Origin of the sequence: Erythrobacter sp. CCH5-A1 (genome assembly GCF_001557115.1) — a bacterium.
GTDB lineage: Bacteria > Pseudomonadota > Alphaproteobacteria > Sphingomonadales > Sphingomonadaceae > Erythrobacter.
Genome location: NZ_LSKQ01000125.1, coordinates 1 through 26,463, shown reverse-complemented (window position 1 = coordinate 26,463; position 26,463 = coordinate 1). Strand labels below are relative to the sequence as shown.

Here is a 26,463-nt window from a genome sequence, read left to right as displayed (position 1 = left end):
GCACAAGGATACCCCGATGAAACCCAACCGCCTGCTTCTCGCCTTTGCCGCGCTCGCCACGCCTCTGGCCTTCGCGGCCTCTGCCCCCGCTCTCGCCGACGGCGGGATCTATGCAGCCAGCAACAAGGTTGCGGTCGGCGGCTATGACACGGTCAGCTATTTCCGCGGGAACGGCGTGCCGGCCAAGGGCAACGCGCAGTTCAAGGTAAGCTGGAAGGGCGCCGAATGGCGCTTCGCCAACGCCGCCAACGCTGCCGCGTTCAAGGCCAATCCGGCCGCCTACGCGCCGCAATATGGCGGGCATTGCGCCTGGGCGATCGCGCAAGGCTATCTCGCGCCGGGCGATCCCACCGCTTACGACATCGTCGGCGGCAAGCTTTACCTGAACTACGATCAGGGCATCCGCGCCAAGTGGCGCAAGGACATTTCCGGCTTCATCGCCAAGGGCGGCCCCAACTGGGCCAAGATCCCGGCGGGCAAGACCTATTCCGGATCGGGCTGGTTCGGTTTCTGACCGGCCCCATGATGGGTGGCTGGCGGGCTCCCCCCCTTTGCGGCCCGCCAGTCGCCTTCAGAATTACTGCTTCTCGAAAGCGACGCTGATGTCGAGCTCGACCTCGTCGCTGACGAAGGGGATGGCGTAGTTCACCCCGAAGTCCGAGCGCCTGATGCTGGTCTCGGCCTCGAAGCCGACGGTGGCCTTCTTGTTGAACGGGTTGCTGCCCGCGCCGATGAATTCGGCCTCGAAGGTGACGGGCTTGGTGACGCCGTTCAATGTCAGATCGCCGGTGATCATCGCCTTGGTCTTGTCCTTGGCATCGACCTTGACGCTGGTCGAGACGAAGCGAGCGGGCGCGGGCGCGGGGCCGAAGAAATCGGGCTTGGCGCCATCCTTGCCGGCGCGCAGCAGGTGATCGGTGAGGCCCTTGCTGGCGGTGGTGACGTTGGCGACGGGGATCGTCACGTCGACCTTGGCGGCGCTGGGGTTCGCCGGATTGAGCACCAGAGTTCCCGCGACATCGCCGAAGATGCCGTAGTAGTCATTGAAGCCGAAGTGGCTGACTTCCCACCCGATCAGCGAGTGGCTCGGATCGGCGGCATAGGTCCCGGCGGTGACGCGTGCGGGATCCTTGGCGCCCGGAACCTGGGGTGCGCCTTGCGCGGTGAGCGCAGGAGCGAAGGCGGTGAGCCCGGCGGTAGCGAGTGCGAGGGCGGGGATGATGTGACGCTTCATCTTGGGTCTCTCCTTGTGTTGCAAAGTCCAATCCACGGGCGGCGACAGGGTTCCGGCCGATCCGCGAAGTCTCAGCAGTCCGGCACCAGCCGGCGGCTGCGCGCGGCGAGCTCGGCGCCGGTGTAGCTCGCCGCCACGGTATCGTCGGGGCAGGCGCGGTAGGTCGGGTCCTGCGCCAGACAGCCCGCGCCGCACACCAGAACCGCGCGCTCGCGCTCCCAATCGACCTGCCACAGCCGTCCGCCGGGGGTTGCGACATAGCCGTCCATCTGGTCCGTGATGTCGCTTTCCAAGTCGATCAGCGAGGGCACCTCGCTGTCGTAATCTTCATCGAACGACCCGTGGGTGTGAATGCTGGCGAGCGGGGCCATGCCGGGCTTGTCGAAATACCTGAGGTCGCACGTCGCCTCGTCCCCGGCGCGCACCTCGGATGACTGGAGCTTGCCCTCGCTGTCCTCGAAGATGATCGCGCACAGCTCGAGCCTTTGGGCGAAGGAGCGCGCCTGCATCGCGCCGAGTTTTTCGCGCGCGAAGGCCTGCACCTCGGTCTGCGAGGCGGTGACGACGAGATCGTCGACGTCCTTGCGGGTGCTCGCCAGATGCACGACGATCGCCACCCACAGGATGGCGATCGCGGCATAGACCAGTTTCATGCGCGGGCCTTCGAACATCGGCCCTGGTGTGGCGTCAGTTCTTGGCCTTGTCGACCAGCTTGTTGGCCGCGATCCACGGCATCATGGCGCGCAGTTTCTCGCCCGTCTGCTCGATCGGGTGCGCGGCGGCCTGCTTGCGCGCGGCCTTCAGTTCGGGCTGGCCGGCGCGGTTGTCGAGCACGAAGTTCTTCACGAAGCGGCCCGACTGTATGTCGGCGAGCACGCGCTTCATCTCGGCCTTGGTCTCGGCCGTGATGATGCGGGGCCCGGTGGTGATGTCGCCATACTCGGCGGTGTTGCTGATCGAATAGCGCATGTTGGCGATGCCGCCTTCATAGAGCAGGTCGACGATCAGCTTGGTTTCGTGGAGGCACTCGAAATAGGCCATTTCGGGGGCGTAGCCGGCCTCGACCAGCGTCTCGAACCCCGCCTGGATGAGGTGGGTGATCCCGCCGCAGAGCACCGCCTGCTCGCCGAACAGGTCGGTCTCGCACTCTTCGCGGAAATTGGTCTCGATGATGCCGCTGCGTCCGCCGCCGACGGCCGAGGCATAGGCGAGGGCGACGTCATGCGCCGCGCCGCTCGCGTCCTGGTGGACCGCGATGAGGCAGGGCACGCCGCCGCCCTTCACGTATTCCGAACGCACGGTGTGGCCCGGGCCCTTGGGAGCGATCATGATGACGTCGATGTCGGCGGGCGCCTCGATCAGGCCGAAGTGGATGTTGAGCCCGTGCGCGAAGGCGAGCGCGGCGCCGGGCTTCATGTGGCCCTTGAGGTCGTTCTCCCAGATCGCGGCCTGATGCTCGTCGGGCGCGAGGATCATGATGATGTCGGCCCACTGCGCCGCCGCAGTGTTGGAGAGCACCTTGAAGCCTGCGCCTTCGGCCTTCTTGGCGGTCGCCGAACCTTCGCGCAGGGCGATGGCGACTTCGGCCACACCGCTGTCGCGCAGGTTCTGGGCGTGGGCGTGGCCCTGCGAGCCATAGCCGACGATGGCGACCTTCTTGGGCTTGATCAGATTGAGATCGGCATCGGCGTCGTAGTAGACTTTCATTTTCGGTCCTTGCTTAATGTTCGGCTCACTCGGCACTTTCGCCGGATCTGCCTTGGTAGGTGTCTCTCAAAATCTCGATATCGTCGGCGCGGCGGGTAACAACTTCCGCGTAGCAGATGGCAAAGCTCAGCCGGTCGAGTGTTCCCGGATAGGTTGCGGCAATCCAGTGGAAGCACGACTGGTCGCGGAAACCGAGCCACGCGCGCTGTTCGGCCAGCAAGGCCGCGCCCTCGTCGCTCTGCACGCCGCCTACGATGCGGATCAATTCGCGCCATGCCTTGTTCAGCCGCTCATCCTCGCGACCGGCGAATTCGTTGTAACAATCCTTGATATCGAGATCGACCATCCCGGCCTTCTCGACACAGGTATCAAGCGCCGCCTGCGCCTCGGGCGTCGGCCCTTCGGCGAGCGAGGCCTGCGGCAACGCCAGCGCAGCGAGCGCAAGGATCCCCGGACGGAACGTCATCTTCAGGCCCCCTGCGCCCCTCGCATCATGCCCACGATCCCGGTGCGGCCGACTTCAACCAGCCCCAGCTCGCGCATCAATGCGATGAAGCTGTCGACCTTGTCGGGCGGGCCGGTGATTTCGAAGATAAAGCTTTCGGTTGTGGTATCCACGGGCCGCGCGCGGAAGATGTCGGCGAGGCGCAGCGCCTCGACCCGCTTCTCGCCCGTGCCCGCAACCTTGATCAGCGCGAGTTCGCGCTCGACGTGCGGCCCGGCGGTGGTGAGGTCGGTGACCTTGTGCACCGGCACCAGACGCTCCAGTTGCGCCTCGATCTGGTCGATCACCGACGGAGGCCCGTTGGTGACGATGGTGATGCGGCTGACCGCGTGATCCTCGGTGATGTCGGCGACGGTCAGGCTGTCGATATTGTAGCCGCGCGCGGTGAACAGGCCGGTGATCTTGGCGAGGATCCCCGGCTCGTTGTCGACGGTGACGGCGAGCACGTGGCGCTCTGATGCTGCTTCGGCGATTTTCATGGGCATGGGGGTGTCCTCAGACCAGCGCCTTGGCTTCGTCGTCCATCGTGCCGTCGACCTTGTCGCCGTAGAGCAGCATTTCGGTATGCGCGGCGCCGCTCGGGATCATCGGCAGGCAGTTGGCGTCCTGCGCGACGAGGCAATCGACGATCACCGGGCCCTTGTGGTCGAGCATCCGCATGATGCCATCGTCGAGATCGCGCTCCTCGGTGATGCGGATGCCCTTCCAGCCATAGGCTTCGGCGAGCTTCACGAAATCGGGGAGGCTGTCGGAGTAGCTGTTCGAATATCGGCTCTCATAGGTCAGTTCCTGCCACTGCCGGACCATGCCCATGTATTCGTTGTTGAGGATGAAGATCTTGACCGGCAGGCGATACTGGCTCGCGGTGCCGAGTTCCTGGATGTTCATCTGGATCGAGGCCTCGCCCGCGATGTCGATCACCAGCGCGTCCGGATGGCCCAGCTGCGCGCCGATCGCGGCAGGCAGGCCATAGCCCATCGTGCCGAGCCCGCCGCTGGTGAGCCACTTGTTGGGATCCTCGAACCCGAAATACTGCGCCGCCCACATCTGGTGCTGGCCGACTTCGGTCGTGATGATCGGCTTCCTCTGGTGGGTGAGGGCATAGAGCCGCTCGACCGCCTTCTGCGGCATGATCATGCCCGGGTTCTTGGTCGAGCGTTCGGGATAGGCGAGGCACTCGCGCGCGCGCCAGCCGGCGATCCGCGCCTTCCATTCGCCGAGGTTCTGCGGCTGCCGCGTCCCCCACGCCTCGACCAGCTGCGCCAGCACCGTCCCGCAATCGCCGAGGATGCCGAGATCGACCGGCACCACCTTGTTGATCGAGGAGCGGTCGATATCGATGTGAATCTTCTTCGAATTGGGCGAGAAGGCGTCGAGCCGCCCGGTCACCCGGTCATCGAAGCGCGCGCCGATGCAGACCATCACGTCGCACTGGTTCATCGCCATGTTGGCTTCGTAGGTGCCGTGCATCCCGAGCATCCCGAGCCAGTCGGGGTGCTGCGAGGGGAACGCGCCCAGACCCATCAGGGTCGAGGTGACGGGGGCGCCGGTAATGTCCTGCAAGCGGCGCAGCAGCGCGCTCGCCTCGGGCCCCGAATTGATGATGCCTCCGCCGGTGTAGAAGATCGGCCGCTCGGCCGCGGCGATCATTTCGACCGCCTCGATGATCTGTTCGGCCGGGGCGACGGTCTGCGGGGCATAGCGGTGCGCGCCCGCGCGGGTCAGCGCGCGGCGTTCGGAGGGGATCGCGATCTGGACGTTCTTGGGAATGTCGACGACCACCGGGCCGGGCCGGCCGGTGGTGGCGATCAGGAAGGCTTCCTTGATCGTCGCGGCAAGATCGGCCGGGTCCTTCACGAGGTAATTGTGCTTGGTGCAGTGGCGAGTGATGCCGACCGTGTCCGCTTCCTGGAAGGCGTCGGTGCCGATCAGCGCGGTCGGCACCTGACCGGTGATGACCACCATCGGGATCGAATCCATCCACGCATCGGCAATGCCGGTGACCGCATTGGTCGCCCCCGGGCCGCTGGTGACGAGCACCACGCCGGGCTTGCCGGTGGCGCGCGCATAGCCCTCGGCCGCATGCGCCGCGCCCGCTTCGTGGCGGACGAGGATGTGGCGGATGCGTTCATCGCCGAACAGCTCGTCATAGATTGGCAGCACCGCGCCGCCGGGATAGCCGAACACGAACTCGACGCCCTGTTCGATCAGGCACTGCACGAGGATCGCCGCGCCGCTCATCGCCGGGCTGGTGTCCGAGGGGGCTGGGTCCGGCTGACCGGGCACGGGGAACTCCATCACTTGCAAGTCTTAATATGAAAACCGGCCCGGCGCACGGGGGGTGCGCGTCGGGCCGACGGATAGTGCCGCTAAAGGTCATAATCTGATAAGTCAACACCTATTTGCGCAATAAAGATGCAAAACATGCCTCGATGTCGATATTTTCGGATTCCCAATCGGGGTGGACCCGCGGCCATTCGGGGGGTGGCTGACGCCGGAACCAGGTGAACTGGCGCTTGGCGTAGTTGCGGGTGGCCTGACTGCCGCTCGCGACCACCGCGTCGGCCTCGATCTCGCCCGCCAGCCACGCCGCGATCTCCGGCACGCCGATGGCGCGCATCACCGGCAGATCGGGATCGAGCCCGCGCGCGAGCAGCGCCTCGACCTCGGCAATCGCGCCATTGTCGAGCATCGTCTCGAAACGCGCATCGCAGCGGTCGTAGACCCACTGGCGCTCGGGCTCGACGATCAGGGGGTGGAGCGTCACCTCCTCGGCAATCCCGCCCGCCTTGGCGAGCTGCCAGTCGCCGAGCGTCACCCCGGTCGCGCGCTTGACCTCGAGCGCGCGGGCGATGCGCTGGCTGTCCCCGGGATCGAGCATCGCCGCGCGCTCCGGGTCCTCGATCTGGAGGAGCTTGTAGGCATCGCCCGGCGCCATCGCGCGCACGGCGTCGCGGACCGCGGGGTCGATGGCGGGGATGGGGGCGATCCCTTCGAGCAGCACCTTGAGGTAGAGCCCTGTGCCGCCGACGAGGATCGGCACCGCGCCGGCGGCGTGAATATCGGCGATTTCGGCCTTGGCGCGCGCGGCCCACTGGGCGGCCGAGCACGCCTCGGCACCGTCCCATGCGCCGAACAGGCGGTGCTCGATCCCCTCCATCTCGTCTTCGGACGGGCGGGCGGACAGCACCTGCAGGTCGCCATAGACCTGCGCGCTATCGGCATTGACGATCACCGTGCGGCGGCCATCGTTTTCAAGGCGGTGGGCGAGCGCGAGCGCAACCGCGCTCTTGCCGCTGGCGGTCGGCCCTGCAATGAGCGCGAGCGGATTTTCGGGAGTGACAGGAATGCTCATTGCGCGGCTGATAGCAGAGACTGAGACATGTGAAACGCGTCTCGATGCGCTTGTCGCCGCGCTTGGCGAGGCGGGCGTGCAGGTGACCGCGGCTGCACTGCCGGAGGGCGATGCGGGCGTGCTCGAACTCCACATGGACGGCAGCGAGGAGGCTGCGGTGCTGGCGGCGATCGACAGCGCCTTTGCAGCGCCTGCGATGCTGGTCGCACATGGCAGTATCGAAGTCCCCCGCCTGTTCGTTTCCGACATGGATTCGACCATGATCGGGCAGGAATGCATCGACGAGCTGGCGGACTATGCAGGGATCAAGCCGCAGATCGCCGCAATTACCGAACGCGCGATGCAGGGCGAGCTCGATTTCGAGGCCGCCCTGCGCGAGCGCGTGGCGCTGCTGGCGGGGCTCGATGAAGGCGCGATCGCGCAGTGTCTTGCCGAACGCATCACCGCGACCCGGGGCGCGAAGACGCTTGTGGCGACGCTCGCCGCGCTGGGCACCCGCACGGTGCTGGTGACCGGTGGCTTCCACCACTTCGCCGATCCGGTGGCCGAGATGCTCGGCTTTCACCGCGTGGTCGGCAACCGTCTGGCAGTCGAGAATGGCAAGCTGACCGGTGGGTTGGTGGGGCCGATCACCGATTCCGCGGTCAAGGCGGCGGTGCTGCGCGAGGAGTTGGCGGGGATGGGGGAGGGCGCGCATGCCCTCGCCACGGGTGATGGAGCCAACGACATCCCGATGATCGAAGCGGCGACCTACGGCTTTGCCTATCGCGCCAAGCCCAAGGCGCGCGCGGCGGCCAACGGCCGGGTGGATTCGGAGGATCTCACCGCAGTCCTCACCCTTTTGGGTGTGTCGCGGGCGGAGTGGCGCGAGGGTTGATCGCGCCGCTTGCACGGTTCATCGCGAAATGGGTTTCATTTTGCGAACCGAACGAGTTATTAACATTCGTGTAAGCAAGCCTGCGCTAGCCCGGCGTCGGAAGGATGGCATGACGATGACCAGCAAGACCCGCGAAGATTACATGCAGATGTTCGCCCCTGACGGCACGGTGCTGCTGCACCCCGACCGTCCGCAGGCCAAGTATCGTCCGCTGCGCGCGGTGCGCAACTTCCGGATGCTGATGAAGGACAAGGAAGACACCGCGGCGGTGTTCCGGATCTTCGAATCGCTGCCCTCGAAGGATTTCCTCCCGCGCATCGCCGCGCTCTCGCTGTCCGAACGCGGCGAGGAACTGCGCCGGAGCGAGCCGCGCCTGCCCGAAATCCTCGACGATCACGCCGCGCTGCGCCGCACGCCCAAGGGCAGCCTCGCGCACGCCTATTGCGATTTCATGGAGAGCGAGGGTCTGACCGCCGCCGGCCTCGTTGCCGAAAGCGAACGCTCCGGGCGCCCGCGTTTCCCCGATCTCGTCGAGTGGTACCTCAACCGCTCGCGCGACACGCATGACATGTTCCACGTGCTCACAGGATATGGCCGCGACGCGCTGGGCGAGGCGAGCGTGCTGCTGTTCACCCACGGTCAGAACCCCAGCCAGGGGCACCTGCTGATCGGCTATGCGGGTGCAGCCAACATCAAGAAGATGGCCAAGGGCACCAGGGCGCCCGTCTTCGGCGCCGTGCGCGAGGCGCATCGCATCGGCAAGGGCGCGCCGCCCCTGATCGAACAGCCGATCCGCCAGCTGCTCGAACGCCCGCTGGAGGAGGTGCGCGCGGCGCTGCGCATCCCGCAGCCGGTCATGTATCGCGAATGCCATCGCGTCTGGCAGGCCGAGGGCATCGACCCCTACAACCTCCTCGCCAACCGCACCCAGGCCGAGCCGGAGCTGCTGGCGGCCTGAGGCACGCTCAGAGCCAGCTGGCGATCTGCGTCAGCGGCTTCTTGCGCAATGCGTAGGCGGGGACGGTCGCATCGACGGCGGGACGGCCGGCGACGACGATCATCACCGGCTTCTCCCACTCGGGCCGACCGCACACGCGGCGCAGGAAGCCCATGGGCGAGGGCGTGTGGGTGAGCGTCGCCACCCCCGCCTCATGCAGCGTCGCCAGCAGCAGCCCGCAGGCGATGCCGACGCTTTCATTGACGTAGTAATTCTGCGTCTCGCCGTCCTCTTCGATCCCGCCCTTCCTCTGGGCGAAGACCACGATCAGCCACGGCGCGGTCTCGAGGAAGGGTTTTTCGGCATCGGTCCCGAGGGGGCTTAGCGCGGCGAGCCATTCGTCGCCCGCCTTGGGTTCATCCCCGTCGGCGCCGTAGAAGCGCCGCTCCTCGGCCTCGGCGGCTTCGCGGATCGCGCGCTTGGTTTCGGGCGAGGACACCACCGCGAAGTGCCAGGGCTGGTGGTTCGCGCCGGAGGGCGCGCTTCCCGCCGCATCGATTGCCGCCTCGATGACCTCGCGCGGAACGGGCGCGTCCGAGAACCAGCGGCAGGTGCGCCGCTCGCGCAGCTTCGCGGCGATCGCACGGGCGCGGCCGATGGCTTCGGCATCGGATAGCGGTTGAAGGGCGTAGGGGAGGGCGTCGGATGCGTTCATCGGCTTTGGTGGAACCTCGGTCGGCGGTGCCATGGACTGTTAACTGACACTCATGTAAGTAACTTCGCACGAACCCCATTCGCGATTCGCGCCAAGGACGTTACACGATGGCCGTCACCGATCTTCCCCTGGTTGCTCCCGACCGCAAGACTGCAGGCTTCCGCCCGCTGAAGGTGCTCCACCATTTCGGCAAGCTGGTCGAGGACAAGGAGGACACCGAGCAGGTGTTCCACATCATCGAGGCGACCAAGGGCAGGAAGAGCCACGCGCAGGCGCATTCCTTCATCCGCTCGCCCGAAGGACAGCGCATGATGGCCGAAGGCATCGATATTCCCGCCATGCTCGACGATCACGCCCGCTGGGCCGATTGCGGACCGGAGACGGTCGCTGCGCATTACATCGCCTTCATGAAGCGCGAGGGGCTTTCGGCCGCCGGGCTGGTCGCGGAAAGCCACAAGTGGGCGCCGCCCGAAAGCCTGCCGCAGGACCAGACCCAGTGGTATTTCGACCGGCTGCGCGACACGCACGACCTGTTCCACGTCCTCACCGGCTATGGCCGTGACGCGCTGGGCGAGGCGAGCCTCTTGGGCTTCACCTTCGAGCAGAACCACAATGGCGGGATTCTGTTCATCGCCTATGCCGGCGCGCGCCAGATCAAGAAGGTGAGCGGCACCAAGGCCCCGCTCTACGCCGCGATCAAGGAAGGCCGCGCGCTGGGCCGCGCTGCGGCCAAGATCGCCCACCAGGACATCGCCGCATTGATGCGCGAGGATATCGGCGCGGCCCGCGCGCGGCTCGGGATCGGCAGGCCGGAAGTCTACCGCCAGTGCCTCGCGATCCTCGAAGGCGAGGGTGTGGCGCGCGAGCAGCTGACGCTGGGCGGCGCGCAGGCGGCCTGAGGCATCGGCTTACGGCCTCAGCGCAGCTCCTTGCGGATCACCAGCTTGAGGCCCGACCAGGTCTCGTCGATGGCGCAGACCTTGGTGTCGACGAGGCCCAGCGGCAGGCACAGCTCGCGGATCGTGTCCTCGGTGATGTCGGTGTGGACCTTCGAGGCCTTCTTGGGCCAGCTCACCCAGATTTGACCGTCGGGGGCGATCTGGTGGCGCAGCGCAGCGAGGTGCGCTGCCAGCGCCGCCTTTTCGGTCACGAAGACATGCGCGGCGTCGATCCCTTCGGCGGGATCGGCGACGAAGGTCAGTTCGAGCGCATATTCGTCGATCTCGTCGATCACGTGTTCGGGCATGGCGTCGAACCACACCCGCATCCCGTCCCGCAGGGTGAGCTTCTTCGCCAGCGGCGTGCCGGAATAGCCCGAGGCGGCCATCAGCCCTCCATCCACTCCCGGAAGAAACGCTCGTTCGCCGCGCGCAATTCTTCCAGGGGCACGCCAAGCACGCTGTCACCGCCCACCGTGCCGATCCGCTGGAAGCCGATCTGCGCGGTCTCGTCGTTGCGGGTGCCCTTGGACAGCGCTTCGTTGAGCGCGGCGACATCGGGCACGGTGACGAGATAGCGGCCCTGATCCTCGCCGAACCACCACTGCGCGGGGGTGTAGGCGGGGTTGCCCGCTTCGGTCTCGGCGCCGATGCCGCCTGCCAGCGCCATCTCGGCGAGCGCGACTGCAAGGCCGCCGTCGGAGAGGTCGTGGACGGCGTTGACGAGGCCGTCGGCGATCAGCTCGTGGATGATTGCGCCCGCGTTCTTCTCCACCGTCAGGTCGGTCGGCGGGGTGCGCCCGCCCTCGACACCCTTGACCACGCGCAGCCACAGCGAGCGGCCGAGGTGCGAGCGGGTCGGATCGGGCTTGGCCCAGAACTCGGGTCCGACGAGGTAGATCGCGTCGCCCGCCTGCTTGAAGTGCATCGTCATCATCTTGGCAAGGTCGGTGATGATTCCGACTCCGCCGATCGCCGGGGTGGGGAGGATCGCCGAGCCGCCGCCGGTCGCCTTGCTTTCATTGTAGAGGCTGACGTTGCCGCTCACGATCGGGAAATCCAAGGCGCGGCAGGCATCGCCCATGCCGTCGAGGGCGTGGACTATCTGCGCCATGATCTCGGGGCGCTGGGGATTGGCGAAGTTGAGGCAATTGGTCACCGCCAGCGGCCGCGCGCCCACGGCGCACAGGTTGCGAAAGGCCTCGGCGATGGCCTGCTTGCCGCCCTCGTAGGGGTCGGCGAAGACATAGCGCGGGGTGCAATCGGTGGTGATCGCAAGCGCCTTGCTGGTGCCATGAACCCGCACCACGCCCGCATCGCCTCCGGTCTGGAGCGTGTCCGCGCCGACCTGCGAATCGTATTGCTGCGCGATCCACCCGCGCGATGCGAGGTCGGGCGAGGCCATCAGCGTCAGCAGGTCGGCGGCGACGTCATCGGTCGCGGGCACTTCGCCCAATGGCTTGATGCCCGCCCATGCCGCATATTCCTCCTTCGAGAGGTAGGGCCGGTCATAGAGCGGGGCCTCGTCGGCGAGCGGGGCGAGGGGGATGTCGCACACTACTTCGCCGTTGAATTCGAGCACCATGTGCCCCGTGTCGGTGACTTCGCCGATCACCGCGAAATCGAGTTCCCACTTGCGGAAGATCGCCTCGGCCATCGCCTCCTTGCCGGGCTTCAGCACCATGAGCATCCGCTCCTGGCTTTCCGAGAGCATCATCTCGTAGGGCGTCATGCCGGTTTCGCGGCAGGGGACCTTGTTCATGTCGAGCCTGATGCCCGCGCCGCCCTTGGACGCCATCTCGACGCTCGAGGAGGTGAGGCCCGCCGCGCCCATGTCCTGGATGGCGACGATCGCGTCGGTCGCCATCAGTTCGAGGCAGGCCTCGATCAGCAGCTTTTCGGTGAAGGGGTCGCCGACCTGAACCGTCGGGCGCTTGGCCTCGGCGTCCTCGCCGAAATCGGCGCTCGCCATGGTTGCACCGTGGATGCCGTCGCGCCCGGTCTTGGAGCCGACATAGACGATCGGGTTCCCGAGCCCCGTGGCGGCGCTGTAGAAGATCTTGTCCTGATCGGCGACGCCGACGGTCATGGCGTTGACGAGGATGTTGCCGTCATAGGCCGGATGGAAGTTGGTCTCGCCCGCCACGGTCGGCACACCGACGCAGTTGCCGTAGCCGCCGATCCCGGCGACCACACCCTGGACGAGGTGCTTCATCTTGGGGTGCTCGGGGCGCCCGAACCGCAGCGCATTGGCGTTCGCCATCGGCCGCGCGCCCATGGTGAAGACGTCGCGCAGGATACCGCCGACCCCCGTCGCGGCCCCTTGGTAGGGTTCGATATAGGAGGGGTGGTTGTGGCTCTCCATCTTGAAGATCGCCGCCTGACCATCCCCGATATCGATCACGCCCGCGTTCTCGCCCGGTCCGCAGATCACCCAGGGGGCTTGGGTGGGGAGCTTCTTCAAGTGGATGCGCGAGGATTTGTAGCTGCAATGCTCCGACCACATCACCGAGAAGATGCCGAGCTCGACCAGGTTCGGCTCGCGTCCCAGCGCTGAAAGGACACGCTCGTATTCCTCGGGGGAAAGGCCGTGCTGCTCGACGATTTCGGGGGTGATGGCGGTCATGAGAGGGACTCCTTGCGCGAGGCCCCCTAGATCACCGTGCCGGGGACGCCAAGCCGCCGCGTCTCCGGAACCAGCGATTCTCCCCGACCCACGCGGCAAGCCCGGTCAGCAGCGCATAGGCGAGGAGCGCCTGGATATAGACGAAGGGGCCGGCCTCGGCGGGGTGGGGCGCGAACCAGTTGACCAGCTGGAGCGCCAGCAGCGCCCCCGCCAGCACCAGCGGCGGCCCGGCCGGCCCGCGGGTGCGCGAGAGGTAAAAGGCCAGGGCGCCGAAGGTCAGCCCCAGCTCCAGCGGGATTGCCACCCACGGCATGTTCCACAGGCCCAGCCCGAGCTTGGGCGGCGTTCCGTCGAGCGTCAGATCGGGGACGTGGACGACGAGATCGAGCACCCAGTGCGAGATCACCACCAGCCCCGCCAGCACCCCGAGGCGCAGGCTGCGGCGATGGATGGCAACCAGGCCGAGAAACGCCGCCGCCCATATTCCCGCTCCCAGCAAGCTGTGGGTGTAGGGCATGGAATAGAGGTCGTAGGGCACCATCACGCTCGCCTGCGGATCGATGCGCATCGCCTCGATCCCGAACAGCGCGAGGGTGAAGAACCCCCAGTCGACCAGCTGCGCGGCCACGAACATCGTCCCCAACCGCGGCCGCTCGGCGCTGACCGCAGCGGCAACGAAGGCGGGGGCGAAGTGGCCGATGAACACAGGGGGGCCTGCGAGCTTAGCCGACGGGCGGCACGACAGGGGCAGCGGGCGCGAACTTGAGCACCGCCCAACACGCGATCGCGCTCGCGGAGCCGGTCACGAAGGCGCCCCACAGGATGTCGAGCACGCTCACATGCGTCGCCCACACCTTGAACACGGCCTGCGAGGTCAGATCGAAGGTCGCATAGCACAGCGCGCCCAGCAGAATGCCGTTGAGCATCGCAGCCTGCACCCCGCCGCCCTCGAGGCCGGGGCGGATCGCGAACCAGCAGATCCCGGCGATGTAGATGAGGTAGAAGGCCACCGCCGCGCCGGCATTGAACTTCTCGGCCATGATCTCGCCGATCACCGGCTTGTAGAGATTGCCCGCCGCCCAGCGCAGCCAGACGATGTCGAAGGCGAGGAAGGCCACGGCCGCGACGCCGTAGGCGATGAACCACTTGAGCAGCATGAAGGTGATATTCCTGTGTTGGTTGGTCCCCGCCCGGTCCGCGCAGCCTTGACCGCACCGCCGCGCCCCGTCAATGCTCCGCGCCATGGACGAGGGCACTTCATCACCGGCCGCAGGCGCGCCGGACATTTCCGCCATGAGCTTCGAACAGGCGCTCGCTGCGCTCGAGGCCATCGTGCAGCAGCTCGAACGCGGCGACGTGCCGCTCGACCAGTCGATCGGCCTCTATGAACGCGGCGAGGCGCTGCGGGCGGCGTGCCAGCAGCGGCTCGATGCGGCGCAGGCGCGGATCGAGCGGATCGTCACCGCTGCCGATGGCCGGGCGACCGGCACGCGGCCTTTCGACGCGGAAGGGTAAGGCGATGCTGGCAGAGGCAAGCGGCAACGCGCTCGGCGACGAGATCAAACGCGTCCAGTCCGAGATCGATTCGCTGTTCGACGCGCTGCTGCCCGTCCCCGACGACACCAGCGCGCGTCTGGTCGAGGCGATGCGCTATGCCGCGATCGGCGGGGGCAAGCGGGTGCGCCCGCTGCTGGTGGTGAGCACCGCCGCGCTGTTCGGCGTCAGCCGCGATGCGGCGCTCAGGGCAGGGGCGGCGATCGAGGCGATCCATGTCTATTCGCTGATCCACGATGATCTGCCCTGCATGGACAATGACGACCTGCGCCACGGCAAGCCCACCTTGCACAAGGCCTATGACGAGGCGACCGCCGTGCTGGCAGGCGACGCGCTCCACGCGCTGGCCTTCGAAATACTTGCCGACGATGCCACCAGCGAAGACCCCTTCACCCGCTCCGAACTGATCCTTACCCTCGGGCAGGCGAGCGGCATGAGCGGGATGGCGGGCGGCCAGATGATGGACATGGTCGCCGACGAGGAGGGCGTGGTCTACGATCTTCAGGCGATCACCAAGCTCCAGCAGCTGAAGACCGGCGCGCTGCTCGCCGCGGCGGTCGAGATGGGGGCGATCCTCGGCAAGGTCGCGCCGCAGGGGCGGGCGCATCTCAGGGCCTATGCCCGCGACATCGGCCTTGCCTTCCAGATCGCCGACGACCTGCTCGATGTCGAAGGCGATATCGCGAAAGCCGGCAAGGCGCTGCGCAAGGATGACGCGCAAGGCAAGCAGACCTTCGTGACGCTGATGGGGGTCGACAAGGCCCGCGAACAGGCCCGCGCGCTGGTCGATCAGGCCGTTTTGCGGCTCGCCTCCTATGGCAGCGAGGCCGACATTCTGCGCGCGCTCGCCCGCTTCATCGTCGAGCGCGATCGGTAATCTGCAACAAGAGGAGTGGGTCGATGGCATTCCGTCAGTGCATCCAGGAAGAAAGCCGCGGCGGCGTGACGATGCGGGTGCATCGCTATGTCGAGAAGAAGATGGTCGCGCGCGGCCTGCCGACCGGGGTCGAAGGGCAACTCCACTACATCGCCGAGCCCACCGAGGTGCACCAGCTCGAGATCGAGCTCAATAACGGCTCGGTGCTGATCCAGCCGGGCGCGCTGCAATATTCCTACGGCAGCCTCAGCATCGACGTGGTCCAGCACGAGGCGAACAAGGGCTTCTTCGCCCGCGCCGCGGCCGCCGCCGCGACCGGCGAATCTGCCCATGCGACGCGCTATTCCGGCACCGGCACGATCTGGTGCGAGCCGGTGCGCCGCCACTTCATCCTCGCCACGATGGACGGGCCGCAGGATGCGCTGCTGCTGGACGACAAGGCGTTCTATGCCTGCGCGGCGGAGATTTCGCTCTCCACCCACATGCACGCATCGATCCAGGGGCTGTTCTCGGGCAACGGCCTTGCCCAGCCCAAGATCACCGGGGCCGGGGTCTTCGCAGTCGAGAGCCCCGTGCCGGTCTACGAGATCGACGAGGTGGCGGTAAAGCACGGGCAGGAAGTCGTGGTCGATGGCGATTTCATGCTTATGTATTCGGCCAGCCTCGATGTGAATATCGGCCCGCTGGTGTCGGGCCTGCGCAGCGCGCTGCGCTCGGGCGAGGGCTTCGTCTACAAGCTGCGCGGGCAAGGCAGCGTCTGGGTCACGCCCTCGGCGCGGATCGCCTGAAGGCGCGCGGACAGGGCAGGGGAGAGAGCACACCATGACACGCCGCGTCGGGATCTATCCCGGGACCTTCGATCCCATCACGCTTGGCCATGCCGACATCATCCGCCGCGGCTCCAAGCTGGTCGACTGGCTGATCATCGGGGTCACCACCAACCCTTCGAAGAATCCCATGTTCTCCACCGAGGAGCGGTTCCGCATGGTCGAGCGCGAGGTCGCCAACCTCGGGCTCGGCAATGTCGAGGTGGTGGGGTTCAACGCGCTGCTGGTGAAGTTCGCGCAGAAGCAGGGCGCCAGTGTCATCATCCGCGGCCTCAGGGCGGTGGCCGACTTCGAGTACGAATACCAGATGGCGGGCATGAACCAGCAGCTCGACGAGGAGATCGAGACCGTGTTCCTGATGGCGGACGTCTCGCTCCAGCCGATCGCGTCGAAGCTGGTCAAGGAGATCGCCGTCTATGGCGGCGACATCGCGAAGTTCGTCAGCCCGCCGGTGTGCGAGGAAGTGATGGCCCGGGTGCGCGAGCAGGGGCTGAAGGGCGATTACTGAATTCGCCCCGGGCCCTCGTCACTCCGTCCCCGGCTGCGGCCGCTTCATTCATTGCAGTGTCAGACCGGCAGGGCTACACGCGCGTCACAATCCGGATGGAACCATGAACACAGCCAAGCTTGCCACTGCTCTTGCCGCATTCGCCCTTCTCCTCGCCCCCGGCGCGGCCTTCGCGCAGAAGCGGAAGGACGATACGCCCCCGGTGGCCTTCGGCGACGACAAGTCGAAGGAAGAGCAGAAGGCGATGGAGCAGCGCCCGCTCGCCCGCACCTACGCCCCGATCAATTACGACTCCGCAGTCGATCCCGAGAACGTGTGGGTGCTCGACCTGTCGAACGGCCAGCGCGTCAAGATCCGCCTGATGGCCGACTGGGCGCCGGGGCATGTCGAGCGCATCAAGACCCTCACGCGCGCCGGCTTCTACGATGGCGTGGTGTTCCACCGCGTGATCGAAGGCTTCATGGCGCAGGGCGGCGATCCCACCGGGACCGGTCAGGGCGGCAGCGAGCTTCCCGACCTCAAGGCCGAGTTCAACCCCATGCCGCACGTGCGCGGCACCCTGTCGATGGCGCGTGCGGCCGATGATGACAGCGCCAACAGCCAGTTCTTCATCGTCTTCTACCCCCGCTTCAGCCTCGACAAGAAATACACCAATTTCGGGCGGGTGATCGAGAACATGGAAGCGGTCGACGCGATCAACCGCGGTGAGCCGCCGCAGAGCCCGACCTATATCGTCCAGGCCTCGATCGCGGCCGACAACAAGGCGCCGCCGCCGCCGCCCGCTCCGGCGGCTGATGAGGCTCCGGTTACCCTGGACATGCTGAAGGCCGGTTCGGCCAAGTAAGCCCCTTCCGCCGCCCGTGCCTTCCGGCTAGGGGCGCGCGCCATGAAGGTTGACCTGTTCGATTTCGAATTGCCGCAAGAGCGGATCGCGCTGCGCCCGGTGCGCCCGCGCGATGCGGCGCGGATGCTGGTGGTGCGTGGGAGCGATGCGCCGTTCGAAGACCGGGGCGTGCGCGATCTGCCGAGCCTGCTTGCCCCCGGCGATGTGCTCGTTTTCAACGACACGCGCGTCATCCCCGCCCAGCTTGAAGGCCGCCGGGCCGAAGGCGAGGCCCGGATCGGCGCGACGCTCCACAAGCGTATCGACCTGCGCCGCTGGCAGGCCTTCCTCAGGAACGCCAAGCGGGTGAAGATCGGCGACCAGCTGGTCTTCGGCGGCGGCGTGACCGCAATCGCCGAGGAGCGCCACGCCGACGGGTCGCTGACCCTGTTCTTCGAAGGCGAGGAGCCCGTCGAGGTTCTGCTCGACCGTGCCGGCACCATGCCGCTGCCGCCCTACATCGCGTCGAAACGCGGGGTCGATGTGCAGGACCTCGAGGACTACCAGACCATGTTCGCGCGCGAGCAAGGGGCGGTCGCGGCGCCCACCGCCTCGCTGCACTTCACGCAGCGCCTGGTCGACGCCATCGACGCCGCCGGGATCGGGCGAGCGATGCTGACGCTGCACGTCGGCGCGGGCACCTTCCTGCCGGTCAAGGCCGAGGACACCGACGACCACCGGATGCACGCCGAATTCGGGCGCATCTCGCAGGAAACCGCCGACCGGCTCAACGCCTCGCGTGCTGCCGGCGGCCGGATCATCGCTGTCGGCACCACGGTCCTGCGGCTGCTCGAGAGCGCGGTGGACGAGCAGGGCATCATCCGGCCCTTCGCGGGCGACACCGCGATCTTCATCACGCCGGGCTACAGGCTCAAGGCGGTCGACGGGCTAATGACCAATTTTCACCTGCCCAAGTCGACCCTGATGATGCTGGTCAGCGCGCTGATGGGCCGCGAGCGGATGATGGCGGCCTATGCCCATGCCATCGCGCAAGAGTACCGCTTCTATTCCTATGGTGACTCCTCGCTGCTGCTCCCTTAATCGGTAGCAATGCATGAACCCATCCTGTCGATCCGCGGTCTGACCAAGACCTACAGGAACGGCCCGCGCGCGCTCGATTCGGTCGATCTCGATATCCGGCAGGGCGAGATCTTCGCACTGCTCGGGCCCAACGGGGCAGGCAAGACCACGCTGATCGGCGCGGTGTGCGGGCTGGTCCGGCCCTCGGGCGGGACCATCACCGCCTTCGGGAAAGACCTGTCGAATGACTGGCGCGCGGCGCGAGCGCGGATCGGCCTCGTCCCGCAGGAACTGGCGACCGACATGTTCGAGACCGTGTGGCGCGCGGTCGCCTATTCGCAGGGCCTTTTCGGCAACCCCTACGATCCCGCGCGGCTCGAGGATATTCTGAAAGGCCTTTCCCTCTGGGACAAGAAGGACGCCCAGATCCGCGCGCTGTCCGGCGGGATGAAGCGCCGCGTGCTGATCGCCAAGGCGCTGGCGCACGAGCCTGAGCTGCTGTTCCTCGATGAACCCACCGCCGGGGTGGACGTGGAACTGCGCAAGGGCATGTGGGAGCAGATCGCGGCCCTCAAGGAACGCGGCGTCACCATCATCCTCACCACCCACTATATCGAGGAAGCCGAGGAAATGGCCGACCGGGTTGGCATCATCCAGGGCGGACGCATTCTGATGGTCGATGAAAAGCGCGCGATGATGGAGCGGCTCGGCACCACCGAGGCGGTGATCGATCTGGCAGCGCCGCTGGCGCAGCTGCCCGAGGCACTGGCGGACTTCGCGCTCGAACTGTCCGAGGGCGGCACCCGGTTCACCTATCGCGGCGGGAACGGGCAGGGCAAGGGCCGGGCCGAGGTCGCGCAGCTCACTCAGGCGCTGACCCGCGCAGGGATCGCCTTCACCAGTCTCGACATTCACGACAGCTCGCTCGAGGACATCTTCGTCGGCCTGCTCGGCAAGCAGGCGGAGGCGGCGTGATGCACTTCAGTCCTCGCAGCGCTTTTGCCATCTACCAGCGCGAGATGGCCCGCGCTTTCCGCACCGCTTTCCAGTCGATCCTCTCGCCGGTGCTGACCACTTCGCTCTATTTCGTGGTGTTCGGCAGCGTCATCGGCGCGCGGATGGAGCCGGTCGGCGGCGTGCCCTACGGCGCCTTCATCATCCCCGGCCTGCTGATGCTCACCCTGCTGGGCGAGACCACCAGCAATGCGAGCTTCGGTATCTACATGCCGCGCTTCACCGGCACGATCTATGAGCTGCTCTCCGCCCCCGTGGGGGTGGCCGAGACGCTCACCGGTTTTGTCGGCGCGGCGGCCACCAAGGGGCTGATCCTAGCGGCGATCATCCTCGCCACCGCGCGGCTGTTTGTCCCTTACGAGATCGCCCATCCGCTGCTGGCGGCGGTCTACATCATGCTGGTCGCGGCAAGCTTCGCGCTGTTCGGCTTCATCCTCGGCATCTGGGCCGACAGCTTCGAGAAGCTCGGCATCATCCCGATGCTGATCCTGACCCCGCTGACCTTCCTTGGCGGCACCTTCTACTCGATCCGCGACTTGCCCGCGCCTTGGGACGCCATCGCGCTCGCCAACCCGATTGCCTTTCTGGTGAGCGGGCTGCGCTATGCCTTCTACGGCGTGTCGGACGTGCCGATTGCGGTATCGCTCGGGCTGACCCTCGGCTTCCTGACGGTCTGCACCATCATCATCGCGGTGATCTTCCGGACCGGATGGCGGTTGCGCGAGTAACCCATGTTAGTCTTTGATTTCATTGGTCGGACATGATGCACCATCAGTCGGACATTAAAGTATTCGACTAGCTTTGTTCATTTCGCAGACAAGCCGAGCTTCCTAGCCCCCGTCCGACGTCGCACCTCCCGCGGCGGATCTTACAAGGACGGAAAAAAGCCATGAAGAAGTTCGTCTTCACCTCGCTTGTCGCAAGCTGCGCGGTTGCGCTTCCCGCTGCTGCCCATGCGCAGGACAGCGCCAAGCCCGACATCACCATCGGCGCCTCGGTCGGCCTCCACGATCTCGGGGTCGATCTCGGCGATCTCGATGCCGATGATGGCGAGTTCGATGATCTCGACATCGATGACACCGCCGAAATCTACGGCGGCTTCATCGCGGCCGACTTCCCGCTGGGCGAAAGCATGTTTGCAGGGGTCGAGGGCAACTTCCACTTCGGCAGCGGCCCGATCGAAGCCGAATATGGTGCGGCCGGCCGGCTCGGCTTCCGCACCCAGGGCGGCAGCAAGATCTACGCCCGCGGCGGCTACCAGTGGGTCGACCTCGACATCGAGAACCTGACCGGGGTCAGCGAGGATTTCCTCGACGAGAACGACATCGACACGCCTGACGTCGGCGGCGACTACCTCGTCGGCCTCGGCGTGGAAGTGCCGGTGAGCAGCGTGGTGCTGCGCGCCAACGTCGACACCATCGCCTTCGATACCCTGCGCGGGACCGTCGGCGTCGGCATCAAATTCTGACGCCTGCCAAAAAGCCGGAGGGTCGCTGCCACGACCCTCCGGCACATTGCACTGGTCGATACGAAACCGCTGTTCGTCGGACGCAATCTGTCGATCGGCGGACATGAACGGAAACCTGAATCTTCGTTCATTGCGGAGCAATTGCCTGATTCCTAATTGCTTGGGCAACCCGCCGCATCCCCTGCGGCCGGTTCAAGCAAAGGAAAAACCAGATGAAAAAGATCGCATTCGCGACGATCGCAGCGTTCGGCGCGGTCATTCTGCCGTCGGCCGCGCAGGCCCAAGATTCGGCCAAGCCCGAAGTCACCATCGGCGCGCAGGTCGGCCTCCACGATCTCGGCGTCGACATCGACGATACCGGCATCGAAGGCTTCGACATTGACGACAGCGGCGAGATCTACGGCGGCTTTGCTGCGGTCGATTTCCCGATCGGCGAGACCCTGTTCATCGGTGCTGAAGGCAACGCGAACTTCGGTTCGGGCCCGATCGATGCCGAATACGGCCTCTCGGCGCGCCTTGGCCTCAAGACCAAGGGCGGCAGCAAGATCTATGCCCGCGGCGGCTACCAGTGGGTTGACCTCGACGCCGGCGAACTGATCAACGATCCCGATTTCGACGAGAACGACTTCGATCTCGACACCACCGCAGGTGACTACCTCGTCGGCGTCGGCGTGGAAGTTCCGGTGAGCAGCGTCGTTCTGCGCGCCAACGTCGATACCATCGCGTTCGACACGCTGCGCGGCACCGTGGGCGTCGGCATCAAGTTCTAAGCCGTCGCAGCCACACGGCTGATACCTCAAGGGGCAGGGGACACGTTTCCCTGCCCCTTTTTGCTGGCGCGTGACAGTGCCGCGCAGGAGCGCTAGGGGCGGCCCCGCAATGACGTCCCCCCGTTTCTCCTTCACTCTTCACGCCACCAGCGGCAAGGCGCGCACCGGCACCATCGCGATGCAGCGCGGCGAGATCCGTACGCCGGCCTTCATGCCGGTCGGCACCGCGGCCACGGTCAAGGCGATGAAGCCCGAGGCCGTGCGGGCCACAGGCGCGGACATCATCCTCGGCAACACCTACCACCTGATGCTGCGCCCCGGTGCCGAGCGGGTGGCGCGCCTTGGGGGCCTCCACAAGTTCATGAACTGGCAGCGCCCGATCCTCACCGACAGCGGCGGCTATCAGGTGATGAGCCTCAGCGAACTTCGCAAGCTCACCGAGGAAGGCGTTGAATTTCGTAGCCATCTCGATGGCTCGAAACACATGATCACCCCCGAGCGCAGCATGGAAATCCAGCGCCTGCTCGGCAGCGACATCGTCATGGCCTTCGACGAATGCCCGCGCGCGGACCGCCCGCGTGACGAGATCGCCGCCTCTATGGAGCTCTCGATGCGTTGGGCGAAGCGCAGCCGCGAGGGCTTTGATAGCGGCGAGGAGCACGCAAGCCGCGCCGCGCTGTTCGGCATCCAGCAGGGTGCGCTCCACGAAGACCTGCGCCGCATCAGCGCCGACAAGCTCGTCGATATCGGCTTCGACGGCTATGCCGTCGGCGGGCTTGCCGTGGGCGAGGGTCAGGAGGCGATGTTCGGCGTGCTCGACTATGCCCCCGACATGCTCCCGGTGGACCGTCCGCGCTACCTGATGGGGGTGGGCAAGCCCGACGACCTCGTCGGCGCGGTCGAGCGGGGGATCGACATGTTCGATTGCGTGCTTCCCACCCGTTCGGGCCGCAACGGGCAGGCCTTCACGTGGAACGGGCCGGTGAACCTCAGAAACGCCCGCCATGCCGAGGACACCGGGCCATTGGACGAGCGGTGCGGTTGCCCGGTCTGCACCACCTACAGCCGCGCCTACATCCACCACCTCGTCAAGTCGGGCGAGATGCTGGGCGCGATGCTGGTCACCGAGCACAATCTCAGCTTCTATCAGGCCTTGATGCAGGGGATGCGCGATGCCATTGCGGGCCAGAATTTTGCCAGCTTTGCGAGTGACTTCCGCCGCGATTACCTGCACTGACTGTGCGTAATTCCGTGGCGGCGTAACTTATGCGGCGAAAGACGCGAATGACGGGCTATGCGTTTCGTGCTGTTGATCCTCTCTGCTCTCTTGTCGCTCAGCTTGCTCGCGCCGCTGTCGGCCCCGGCGAGCGCGGGCAACGCCGCGATGACCCTTGCCGCGAGCGATTCGCCGGAGGATCCGGCCTGCCCGGATGATTGCTGCGCGGATTGCCCCGATTTCACCCAGTGCCAGACGGGATGCGCCCTGGCGGTGCTGCCGGACACCGTCGCCGAGGCGGTGCCGACCCGGTTCACGCCTGACCCCGCCGCGGCGATAGCGCCCCACCGTTCAGCCAAGCTGCGCCCGGCCACCCCGCCGCCGCGCGCCGCTGCCCGGGCCTGACATCTGAACTTAAACACGAATTTGGAGAATTGAAATGAAGCTGATTGCCAAGATTTCCGCTGTTGTTGCCCTCCTCTCGTCCTCGGCTGCCATGGCCGCCGGTCCGGGCGCTGTGGCCAACGCCTGCTGTGCGCTGGGCGTGTGCTGCGGGCTGCCCTGCTGCTGATAAGGCACAACGGGGCCGGGATTGGCTGCCGCCGATCCCGGCCCTTTCCTGGCCGGGCGACACTTCGCCAGCGCATCTGCCCCGCGATGCGCAACATGGCTCGACACCGGGGAAATCAGTCGCCAAATGGCGCGGATGCAAAATACCGTCAAAGATCCGCAATCGTGTGAGACCATGCCCGAAGTCCGCGCCGGGGTCGACGCGCTCGACCGCGAGCTGGTAGCGCTGCTGGCCAAGCGGTTCGGCTACATGCGCGCCGCCGCGCGGATCAAGCCGTCGCGCGATGCGGTGCGGGACGAGGCGAGGAAGGCCAGCGTGATCGCCGCCGCCGTCGCGGAGGCCGAGGCACACGGCATCCCCGGCGATGTCGTCGCCGATATCTGGGAACGCCTCGTCGAGGGCTCGATCGCCTATGAATTCGGCGAGTGGGACCGGGTGCGGGGCTGAATAAGTGGACGACCGGGAGATCGCGCTATCCGCAGTGCAATCTGCAGCTCTGAGTGCAATCTTGTCGATCCACAGCCGTCGGGAGATCGACCCCGATTATTTTGACGCGCTGCGGGCGGCGGTCGAAAATGCAGCTGCCTTTTTCCGTCATCGGCCGCCCGCGCCACCTGCGCTGCTGACGGAACTGACGAGTGCGGCCCATATCCGTCGCAATGAAGCCACGGCTTTTCCGGGCCGTGAACCCGCCTGCTCGAACATGGCCGATTGGCTTGCCGGGCAGGCAGAGGAACTTGCGAGGCTGTAGAAAGCGCAAGGGCGAGGGCCGGCAAAAGAAAAGGGCGACCCCGCAGGATCGCCCTCTTGCTGTGCCGTGCGGCGCCAGGCCGGATCAGCGCGAGTAGAACTCGACCACCAGGTTCGGTTCCATCGTCACCGGGTAGGGCACTTCGTCGAGCTTCGGCACGCGGGTGAAGGTCACCTTGTCGGTGCCGTCGGGCATGACGTAGTCGGGGATGTCACGCTCGGCGAGGCTCTGGGCTTCGATCACCAGCGCCATTTCCTTGGCCTTGGCACCGAGGCTGACGACGTCGCCGACGTTCACGCGGCGCGAGGCGATGTTGCACTTCTGGCCGTTCACATAGATGTGGCCGTGGCTGACGATCTGGCGCGCGGCGAAGATGGTCGGCGCAAACTTGGCGCGGTAGACCACCATGTCGAGACGCTGCTCGAGCAGGCCGATCAGGTTCTGGCTGGTGTCGCCCTTCATGCGCGAGGCTTCGAGATAGTTGCGCTTGAACTGCTTTTCGGTGACGTCGCCGTAATAGCCCTTGAGCTTCTGCTTGGCGCGCAGCTGCAGGCCATAGTCGCTCATCTTGCCCTTGCGGCGCTGGCCGTGCTGGCCGGGGCCGTAGGAACGCTTGTTCACCGGGGAATTCGGGCGGCCCCAGATGTTCTCGCCCATGCGGCGGTCAAGCTTGTGCTTGGCGCTCTTGCGCTTCGACATAAGTCGTATCCTTCAATGTGCTGACCCGCCACTGCGGCGGGCTTCAACCCGGAATCGCTCCATCACGAGAGTAAACCGTGATGCGGCGCCTGCTTCACCGGGGTGCAGGGCCCATTTGCGAAGGCGCGCGCATAGCAGGAACGCAGGGTACGTCAAGCGCGCAAACGCCCGCGCGCGCACCGGGCGGCCTCAGGCACGCTGGCGCTGGCCCTCGGCGATGCCCTGCTCGAAAGCCGGGATCCGCTCGAGCGGAACCGGGGAGGGGCCGGCGAGCACATCGAAATGCTTGCCACGTCCGTAGCGCTTCAACTTGGCAAAGCCCGCCCGGTAAAGCGCGCGGCAGATCGTGGCATTGTCGGTCCAGCGGTTGTCGTGCTCGTAAAAGATGCCGATCACATCGGCCGCGTGGCGCGAAGCGAGCAGTTCCTCGATGATGATCGGCTCGTGCCCCTCGACATCGATCTTCACGAACAGCGGCAGGCCGGCGGGAAGGTGCGCGCCCAGTTCGGCCATCGTCACCAGTTCGATCGCAATGCTTCGGCAATCGCTGCGCTCGGCCATGTGCGCCTCAAGGCTCGCCTGGCCGCTGTGGACCGGATTGATGGTTATGGTGTGCGTGCCCGCCGTGTCCGACAACCCGACATTGAGGGCTGCGGCGCGGCCCTCGAGCCCGGCCAGTGCGAGATTGGCGGCGAGCAGGCGGTGCGTATCAGGCACGGGCTCCAGCGCGACGATCCGCTCGCACAGCGGATTTCTGGCCGCGATCAGCGAGAACAGACCCTGGTTCGCGCCGATATCGAGAAAGGCGAAGGGGCGGTCGATGCTGGCGAGAAGGTCGGCAAGATAGGGGCCATAGGTGCCGTACTGGCAATAGGCGAAGGTGCGATCGGCCCAGTTGCTCTGCATCCGCACCCCGTAAACCGAGCGCGAAGCCTGCGGCCCGCTGCCCTTGCGCAGCCTGCCGGCGAGCAGGTAGACGTGGCGCATCGTCCGGGCGCGGATCACGCGCAGATGCCGCCACAGCAGGAAATCGCGGGCCATCCGTGCAGCGGAATGTTCGGGCCAGGCCTGCAGGTCGAGCGCCCGTTCAGGCGTTGCCACGGGTTCCACAATCCGCATCTTTTCTGTTTGTCCCGATGGCGCCTTTTCTTCGGCCTATCGAAATATTGCGGCAAATTTGCTACGGCGATGTGACCGGTTCTTGCTCTTCCGGCGGACGTTCGAGGCTGCTCAGGATCCCGCGCAATGTGCGCACTTCGAGGTGGTTCCAGCCCGGTTTGGTCAGCAGCCCGCGCAAGGTCCGCCGCGTCGCTTCGGCACGCGAGGGGGGGAAGAAATAGCCGCGCGGTTCCAGCAGCTTCTCGAAGTGGGCGATCATCGCGTCGAGCTCGTCCTGCGGGGCGGGGGGGAG

33 protein-coding genes and 1 pseudogene are annotated in these 26,463 nt (G+C 66.3%); 19 read left to right on the top strand and 15 right to left on the bottom strand.

Annotated elements, in window-relative coordinates:
* Window positions 1-16 precede the first annotated feature (16 nt).
* Complete coding sequence (locus tag AX708_RS06635) at window positions 17-514, top strand: YHS domain-containing (seleno)protein (RefSeq protein ID WP_066527991.1); 498 nt, start codon at window positions 17-19, stop codon at window positions 512-514.
* Between the two features lie 63 nt (window positions 515-577).
* Here the strand turns inward: AX708_RS06635 and AX708_RS06630 are convergent, their stop codons facing one another.
* The 7 genes from AX708_RS06630 to miaA form a co-directional block, all read right to left on the bottom strand.
* The gene (locus tag AX708_RS06630) at window positions 578-1,234 is read right to left on the bottom strand and encodes a YceI family protein (RefSeq protein WP_066527768.1); all 657 of its coding nucleotides are present in this window, start codon (window positions 1,232-1,234) and stop codon (window positions 578-580) included.
* Between the two features lie 71 nt (window positions 1,235-1,305).
* Entirely contained in the window at window positions 1,306-1,905 is a 600-nt protein-coding gene (locus AX708_RS06625; protein WP_066527766.1) for a DUF4329 domain-containing protein, read from the bottom strand.
* Between the two features lie 16 nt (window positions 1,906-1,921).
* Window positions 1,922-2,941 carry a ketol-acid reductoisomerase gene (gene ilvC / locus AX708_RS06620; RefSeq protein WP_066527763.1) on the bottom strand — a complete coding sequence of 340 codons (1,020 nt, stop codon included), beginning with the start codon at window positions 2,939-2,941 and terminating at the stop codon, window positions 1,922-1,924.
* A 25-nt stretch (window positions 2,942-2,966) separates the two neighbouring features.
* Window positions 2,967-3,407, bottom strand: coding sequence for a lysozyme inhibitor LprI family protein (locus AX708_RS06615; RefSeq protein WP_066527760.1), 441 nt, complete (start codon window positions 3,405-3,407; stop codon window positions 2,967-2,969).
* Window positions 3,408-3,409: 2 nt separating this feature from the next.
* Window positions 3,410-3,925, bottom strand: a complete 516-nt coding sequence (gene ilvN / locus AX708_RS06610) for an acetolactate synthase small subunit (protein ID WP_066527758.1) — start codon at window positions 3,923-3,925, stop codon at window positions 3,410-3,412.
* Window positions 3,926-3,941: 16 nt separating this feature from the next.
* Window positions 3,942-5,687, bottom strand: coding sequence for a biosynthetic-type acetolactate synthase large subunit (gene ilvB, locus AX708_RS06605; protein ID WP_066527989.1), 1,746 nt, complete (start codon window positions 5,685-5,687; stop codon window positions 3,942-3,944).
* 157 nt (window positions 5,688-5,844) lie between these two features.
* Window positions 5,845-6,801: a tRNA (adenosine(37)-N6)-dimethylallyltransferase MiaA gene (miaA, locus tag AX708_RS06600; protein ID WP_066527987.1), complete on the bottom strand. Its 957-nt coding sequence runs from the start codon at window positions 6,799-6,801 to the stop codon at window positions 5,845-5,847.
* Between miaA and serB the strand changes: the two genes are divergently transcribed.
* Window positions 6,794-7,678, top strand: coding sequence for a phosphoserine phosphatase SerB (gene serB / locus AX708_RS06595; RefSeq protein ID WP_066527755.1), 885 nt, complete (start codon window positions 6,794-6,796; stop codon window positions 7,676-7,678). The genes miaA and serB overlap by 8 nt on opposite strands.
* Window positions 7,679-7,793: 115 nt before the next feature.
* Window positions 7,794-8,636, top strand: coding sequence for a Coq4 family protein (locus AX708_RS06590; protein WP_197425986.1), 843 nt, complete (start codon window positions 7,794-7,796; stop codon window positions 8,634-8,636).
* A 7-nt stretch (window positions 8,637-8,643) separates the two neighbouring features.
* On the opposite strand, the gene AX708_RS06585 is transcribed toward AX708_RS06590, so the two are convergent.
* Window positions 8,644-9,330, bottom strand: a complete 687-nt coding sequence (locus AX708_RS06585; protein WP_066527752.1) for a nitroreductase family protein — start codon at window positions 9,328-9,330, stop codon at window positions 8,644-8,646.
* A gap of 107 nt (window positions 9,331-9,437) precedes the next feature.
* Between AX708_RS06585 and AX708_RS06580 the strand changes: the two genes are divergently transcribed.
* Window positions 9,438-10,229 (top strand): Coq4 family protein, encoded by a 792-nt coding sequence (locus tag AX708_RS06580; protein WP_066527749.1) that lies wholly within the window; start codon window positions 9,438-9,440, stop codon window positions 10,227-10,229.
* Between the two features lie 17 nt (window positions 10,230-10,246).
* On the opposite strand, the gene AX708_RS06575 is transcribed toward AX708_RS06580, so the two are convergent.
* Genes AX708_RS06575 through AX708_RS06560 form a run of 4 tightly spaced genes read right to left on the bottom strand, consistent with a single transcriptional unit; the run spans window position 10,247 to window position 14,051 of the window.
* Window positions 10,247-10,657, bottom strand: coding sequence for a DUF3052 family protein (locus AX708_RS06575; protein ID WP_066527981.1), 411 nt, complete (start codon window positions 10,655-10,657; stop codon window positions 10,247-10,249).
* Window positions 10,657-12,894 carry a phosphoribosylformylglycinamidine synthase subunit PurL gene (purL, locus tag AX708_RS06570; RefSeq protein WP_066527746.1) on the bottom strand — a complete coding sequence of 746 codons (2,238 nt, stop codon included), beginning with the start codon at window positions 12,892-12,894 and terminating at the stop codon, window positions 10,657-10,659. Before purL ends, AX708_RS06575 begins: the two co-directional genes overlap by 1 nt.
* Window positions 12,895-12,925: 31 nt before the next feature.
* Window positions 12,926-13,600 carry a hypothetical protein gene (locus AX708_RS06565; protein WP_066527744.1) on the bottom strand — a complete coding sequence of 225 codons (675 nt, stop codon included), beginning with the start codon at window positions 13,598-13,600 and terminating at the stop codon, window positions 12,926-12,928.
* Window positions 13,601-13,616: 16 nt separating this feature from the next.
* A complete protein-coding gene (locus AX708_RS06560) occupies window positions 13,617-14,051 on the bottom strand; it encodes a DUF2177 family protein (RefSeq protein ID WP_066527738.1) in 435 nt (144 codons plus the stop codon).
* An 85-nt stretch (window positions 14,052-14,136) separates the two neighbouring features.
* On the opposite strand from AX708_RS06560, the gene AX708_RS06555 reads away from it, so the two are divergent.
* The 15 genes from AX708_RS06555 (at window position 14,137) to AX708_RS06490 (ending at window position 24,353) form a co-directional block, all read left to right on the top strand.
* Window positions 14,137-14,409 carry an exodeoxyribonuclease VII small subunit gene (locus AX708_RS06555; RefSeq protein WP_066527978.1) on the top strand — a complete coding sequence of 91 codons (273 nt, stop codon included), beginning with the start codon at window positions 14,137-14,139 and terminating at the stop codon, window positions 14,407-14,409.
* Between the two features lie 4 nt (window positions 14,410-14,413).
* Complete coding sequence (locus AX708_RS06550) at window positions 14,414-15,325, top strand: polyprenyl synthetase family protein (protein ID WP_066527736.1); 912 nt, start codon at window positions 14,414-14,416, stop codon at window positions 15,323-15,325.
* A 23-nt stretch (window positions 15,326-15,348) separates the two neighbouring features.
* Entirely contained in the window at window positions 15,349-16,113 is a 765-nt protein-coding gene (locus AX708_RS06545; protein ID WP_066527734.1) for an AIM24 family protein, read from the top strand.
* Between the two features lie 34 nt (window positions 16,114-16,147).
* Window positions 16,148-16,660, top strand: a complete 513-nt coding sequence (gene coaD, locus AX708_RS06540; RefSeq protein ID WP_066527731.1) for a pantetheine-phosphate adenylyltransferase — start codon at window positions 16,148-16,150, stop codon at window positions 16,658-16,660.
* A gap of 103 nt (window positions 16,661-16,763) precedes the next feature.
* Window positions 16,764-17,504, top strand: a complete 741-nt coding sequence (locus AX708_RS06535; protein ID WP_066527729.1) for a peptidylprolyl isomerase — start codon at window positions 16,764-16,766, stop codon at window positions 17,502-17,504.
* 42 nt (window positions 17,505-17,546) lie between these two features.
* Complete coding sequence (queA, locus tag AX708_RS06530) at window positions 17,547-18,584, top strand: tRNA preQ1(34) S-adenosylmethionine ribosyltransferase-isomerase QueA (protein ID WP_066527727.1); 1,038 nt, start codon at window positions 17,547-17,549, stop codon at window positions 18,582-18,584.
* Window positions 18,585-18,593: 9 nt separating this feature from the next.
* On the top strand, window positions 18,594-19,538 hold the full coding sequence (locus tag AX708_RS06525) for an ABC transporter ATP-binding protein (RefSeq protein WP_066527725.1): 945 nt from the start codon (window positions 18,594-18,596) through the stop codon (window positions 19,536-19,538).
* Window positions 19,538-20,305, top strand: coding sequence for an ABC transporter permease (locus AX708_RS06520; RefSeq protein ID WP_066527721.1), 768 nt, complete (start codon window positions 19,538-19,540; stop codon window positions 20,303-20,305). Before AX708_RS06525 ends, AX708_RS06520 begins: the two co-directional genes overlap by 1 nt.
* A gap of 161 nt (window positions 20,306-20,466) precedes the next feature.
* Window positions 20,467-21,045 (top strand): hypothetical protein, encoded by a 579-nt coding sequence (locus AX708_RS06515; protein WP_066527718.1) that lies wholly within the window; start codon window positions 20,467-20,469, stop codon window positions 21,043-21,045.
* Between the two features lie 212 nt (window positions 21,046-21,257).
* Window positions 21,258-21,815: a hypothetical protein gene (locus AX708_RS06510; RefSeq protein ID WP_066527716.1), complete on the top strand. Its 558-nt coding sequence runs from the start codon at window positions 21,258-21,260 to the stop codon at window positions 21,813-21,815.
* Between the two features lie 109 nt (window positions 21,816-21,924).
* Entirely contained in the window at window positions 21,925-23,052 is a 1,128-nt protein-coding gene (gene tgt, locus AX708_RS06505; RefSeq protein ID WP_066527713.1) for a tRNA guanosine(34) transglycosylase Tgt, read from the top strand.
* Window positions 23,053-23,118: 66 nt separating this feature from the next.
* On the top strand, window positions 23,119-23,436 hold the full coding sequence (locus AX708_RS06500; protein WP_156443330.1) for a hypothetical protein: 318 nt from the start codon (window positions 23,119-23,121) through the stop codon (window positions 23,434-23,436).
* Between the two features lie 34 nt (window positions 23,437-23,470).
* Window positions 23,471-23,602 (top strand): hypothetical protein, encoded by a 132-nt coding sequence (locus tag AX708_RS21260; RefSeq protein ID WP_255357980.1) that lies wholly within the window; start codon window positions 23,471-23,473, stop codon window positions 23,600-23,602.
* Window positions 23,603-23,737: 135 nt separating this feature from the next.
* Entirely contained in the window at window positions 23,738-24,049 is a 312-nt protein-coding gene (locus AX708_RS06495) for a chorismate mutase (protein WP_066527975.1), read from the top strand.
* Window positions 24,050-24,053: 4 nt separating this feature from the next.
* Window positions 24,054-24,353 carry a hypothetical protein gene (locus tag AX708_RS06490; RefSeq protein ID WP_156443329.1) on the top strand — a complete coding sequence of 100 codons (300 nt, stop codon included), beginning with the start codon at window positions 24,054-24,056 and terminating at the stop codon, window positions 24,351-24,353.
* A gap of 84 nt (window positions 24,354-24,437) precedes the next feature.
* Here the strand turns inward: AX708_RS06490 and rpsD are convergent, their stop codons facing one another.
* The 3 genes and pseudogenes from rpsD to AX708_RS06475 form a co-directional block, all read right to left on the bottom strand.
* Complete coding sequence (rpsD, locus tag AX708_RS06485) at window positions 24,438-25,052, bottom strand: 30S ribosomal protein S4 (RefSeq protein WP_066527705.1); 615 nt, start codon at window positions 25,050-25,052, stop codon at window positions 24,438-24,440.
* 189 nt (window positions 25,053-25,241) lie between these two features.
* Complete coding sequence (locus AX708_RS06480; protein ID WP_197425984.1) at window positions 25,242-26,153, bottom strand: FkbM family methyltransferase; 912 nt, start codon at window positions 26,151-26,153, stop codon at window positions 25,242-25,244.
* A gap of 79 nt (window positions 26,154-26,232) precedes the next feature.
* A pseudogene (locus AX708_RS06475) lies at window positions 26,233-26,463 on the bottom strand (RNA methyltransferase); the annotation flags it as partial.

Coding starts and splice junctions, on each gene's coding strand:
- AX708_RS21260 (WP_255357980.1), top strand. CDS start 23,471: ATGAAGCTGATTGCCAAGATTTCCGCTGTTGTTGCCCTCCTCTCGTCC.
- AX708_RS06625 (WP_066527766.1), bottom strand. CDS start 1,905: ATGTTCGAAGGCCCGCGCATGAAACTGGTCTATGCCGCGATCGCCATC.
- ilvN (WP_066527758.1), bottom strand. CDS start 3,925: ATGAAAATCGCCGAAGCAGCATCAGAGCGCCACGTGCTCGCCGTCACC.
- AX708_RS06520 (WP_066527721.1), top strand. CDS start 19,538: ATGCACTTCAGTCCTCGCAGCGCTTTTGCCATCTACCAGCGCGAGATG.
- AX708_RS06545 (WP_066527734.1), top strand. CDS start 15,349: ATGGCATTCCGTCAGTGCATCCAGGAAGAAAGCCGCGGCGGCGTGACG.
- AX708_RS06510 (WP_066527716.1), top strand. CDS start 21,258: ATGAAAAAGATCGCATTCGCGACGATCGCAGCGTTCGGCGCGGTCATT.
- AX708_RS06550 (WP_066527736.1), top strand. CDS start 14,414: ATGCTGGCAGAGGCAAGCGGCAACGCGCTCGGCGACGAGATCAAACGC.
- serB (WP_066527755.1), top strand. CDS start 6,794: ATGCTCATTGCGCGGCTGATAGCAGAGACTGAGACATGTGAAACGCGT.
- ilvC (WP_066527763.1), bottom strand. CDS start 2,941: ATGAAAGTCTACTACGACGCCGATGCCGATCTCAATCTGATCAAGCCC.
- AX708_RS06585 (WP_066527752.1), bottom strand. CDS start 9,330: ATGAACGCATCCGACGCCCTCCCCTACGCCCTTCAACCGCTATCCGAT.
- AX708_RS06575 (WP_066527981.1), bottom strand. CDS start 10,657: ATGGCCGCCTCGGGCTATTCCGGCACGCCGCTGGCGAAGAAGCTCACC.
- AX708_RS06590 (WP_197425986.1), top strand. CDS start 7,794: ATGACCAGCAAGACCCGCGAAGATTACATGCAGATGTTCGCCCCTGAC.
- ilvB (WP_066527989.1), bottom strand. CDS start 5,687: ATGAGCGGCGCGGCGATCCTCGTGCAGTGCCTGATCGAACAGGGCGTC.
- AX708_RS06635 (WP_066527991.1), top strand. CDS start 17: ATGAAACCCAACCGCCTGCTTCTCGCCTTTGCCGCGCTCGCCACGCCT.
- AX708_RS06495 (WP_066527975.1), top strand. CDS start 23,738: ATGCAAAATACCGTCAAAGATCCGCAATCGTGTGAGACCATGCCCGAA.
- purL (WP_066527746.1), bottom strand. CDS start 12,894: ATGACCGCCATCACCCCCGAAATCGTCGAGCAGCACGGCCTTTCCCCC.
- coaD (WP_066527731.1), top strand. CDS start 16,148: ATGACACGCCGCGTCGGGATCTATCCCGGGACCTTCGATCCCATCACG.
- AX708_RS06560 (WP_066527738.1), bottom strand. CDS start 14,051: ATGCTGCTCAAGTGGTTCATCGCCTACGGCGTCGCGGCCGTGGCCTTC.
- AX708_RS06580 (WP_066527749.1), top strand. CDS start 9,438: ATGGCCGTCACCGATCTTCCCCTGGTTGCTCCCGACCGCAAGACTGCA.
- miaA (WP_066527987.1), bottom strand. CDS start 6,801: ATGAGCATTCCTGTCACTCCCGAAAATCCGCTCGCGCTCATTGCAGGG.
- AX708_RS06525 (WP_066527725.1), top strand. CDS start 18,594: ATGCATGAACCCATCCTGTCGATCCGCGGTCTGACCAAGACCTACAGG.
- queA (WP_066527727.1), top strand. CDS start 17,547: ATGAAGGTTGACCTGTTCGATTTCGAATTGCCGCAAGAGCGGATCGCG.
- rpsD (WP_066527705.1), bottom strand. CDS start 25,052: ATGTCGAAGCGCAAGAGCGCCAAGCACAAGCTTGACCGCCGCATGGGC.
- AX708_RS06555 (WP_066527978.1), top strand. CDS start 14,137: ATGGACGAGGGCACTTCATCACCGGCCGCAGGCGCGCCGGACATTTCC.
- AX708_RS06535 (WP_066527729.1), top strand. CDS start 16,764: ATGAACACAGCCAAGCTTGCCACTGCTCTTGCCGCATTCGCCCTTCTC.
- tgt (WP_066527713.1), top strand. CDS start 21,925: ATGACGTCCCCCCGTTTCTCCTTCACTCTTCACGCCACCAGCGGCAAG.
- AX708_RS06615 (WP_066527760.1), bottom strand. CDS start 3,407: ATGACGTTCCGTCCGGGGATCCTTGCGCTCGCTGCGCTGGCGTTGCCG.
- AX708_RS06630 (WP_066527768.1), bottom strand. CDS start 1,234: ATGAAGCGTCACATCATCCCCGCCCTCGCACTCGCTACCGCCGGGCTC.
- AX708_RS06515 (WP_066527718.1), top strand. CDS start 20,467: ATGAAGAAGTTCGTCTTCACCTCGCTTGTCGCAAGCTGCGCGGTTGCG.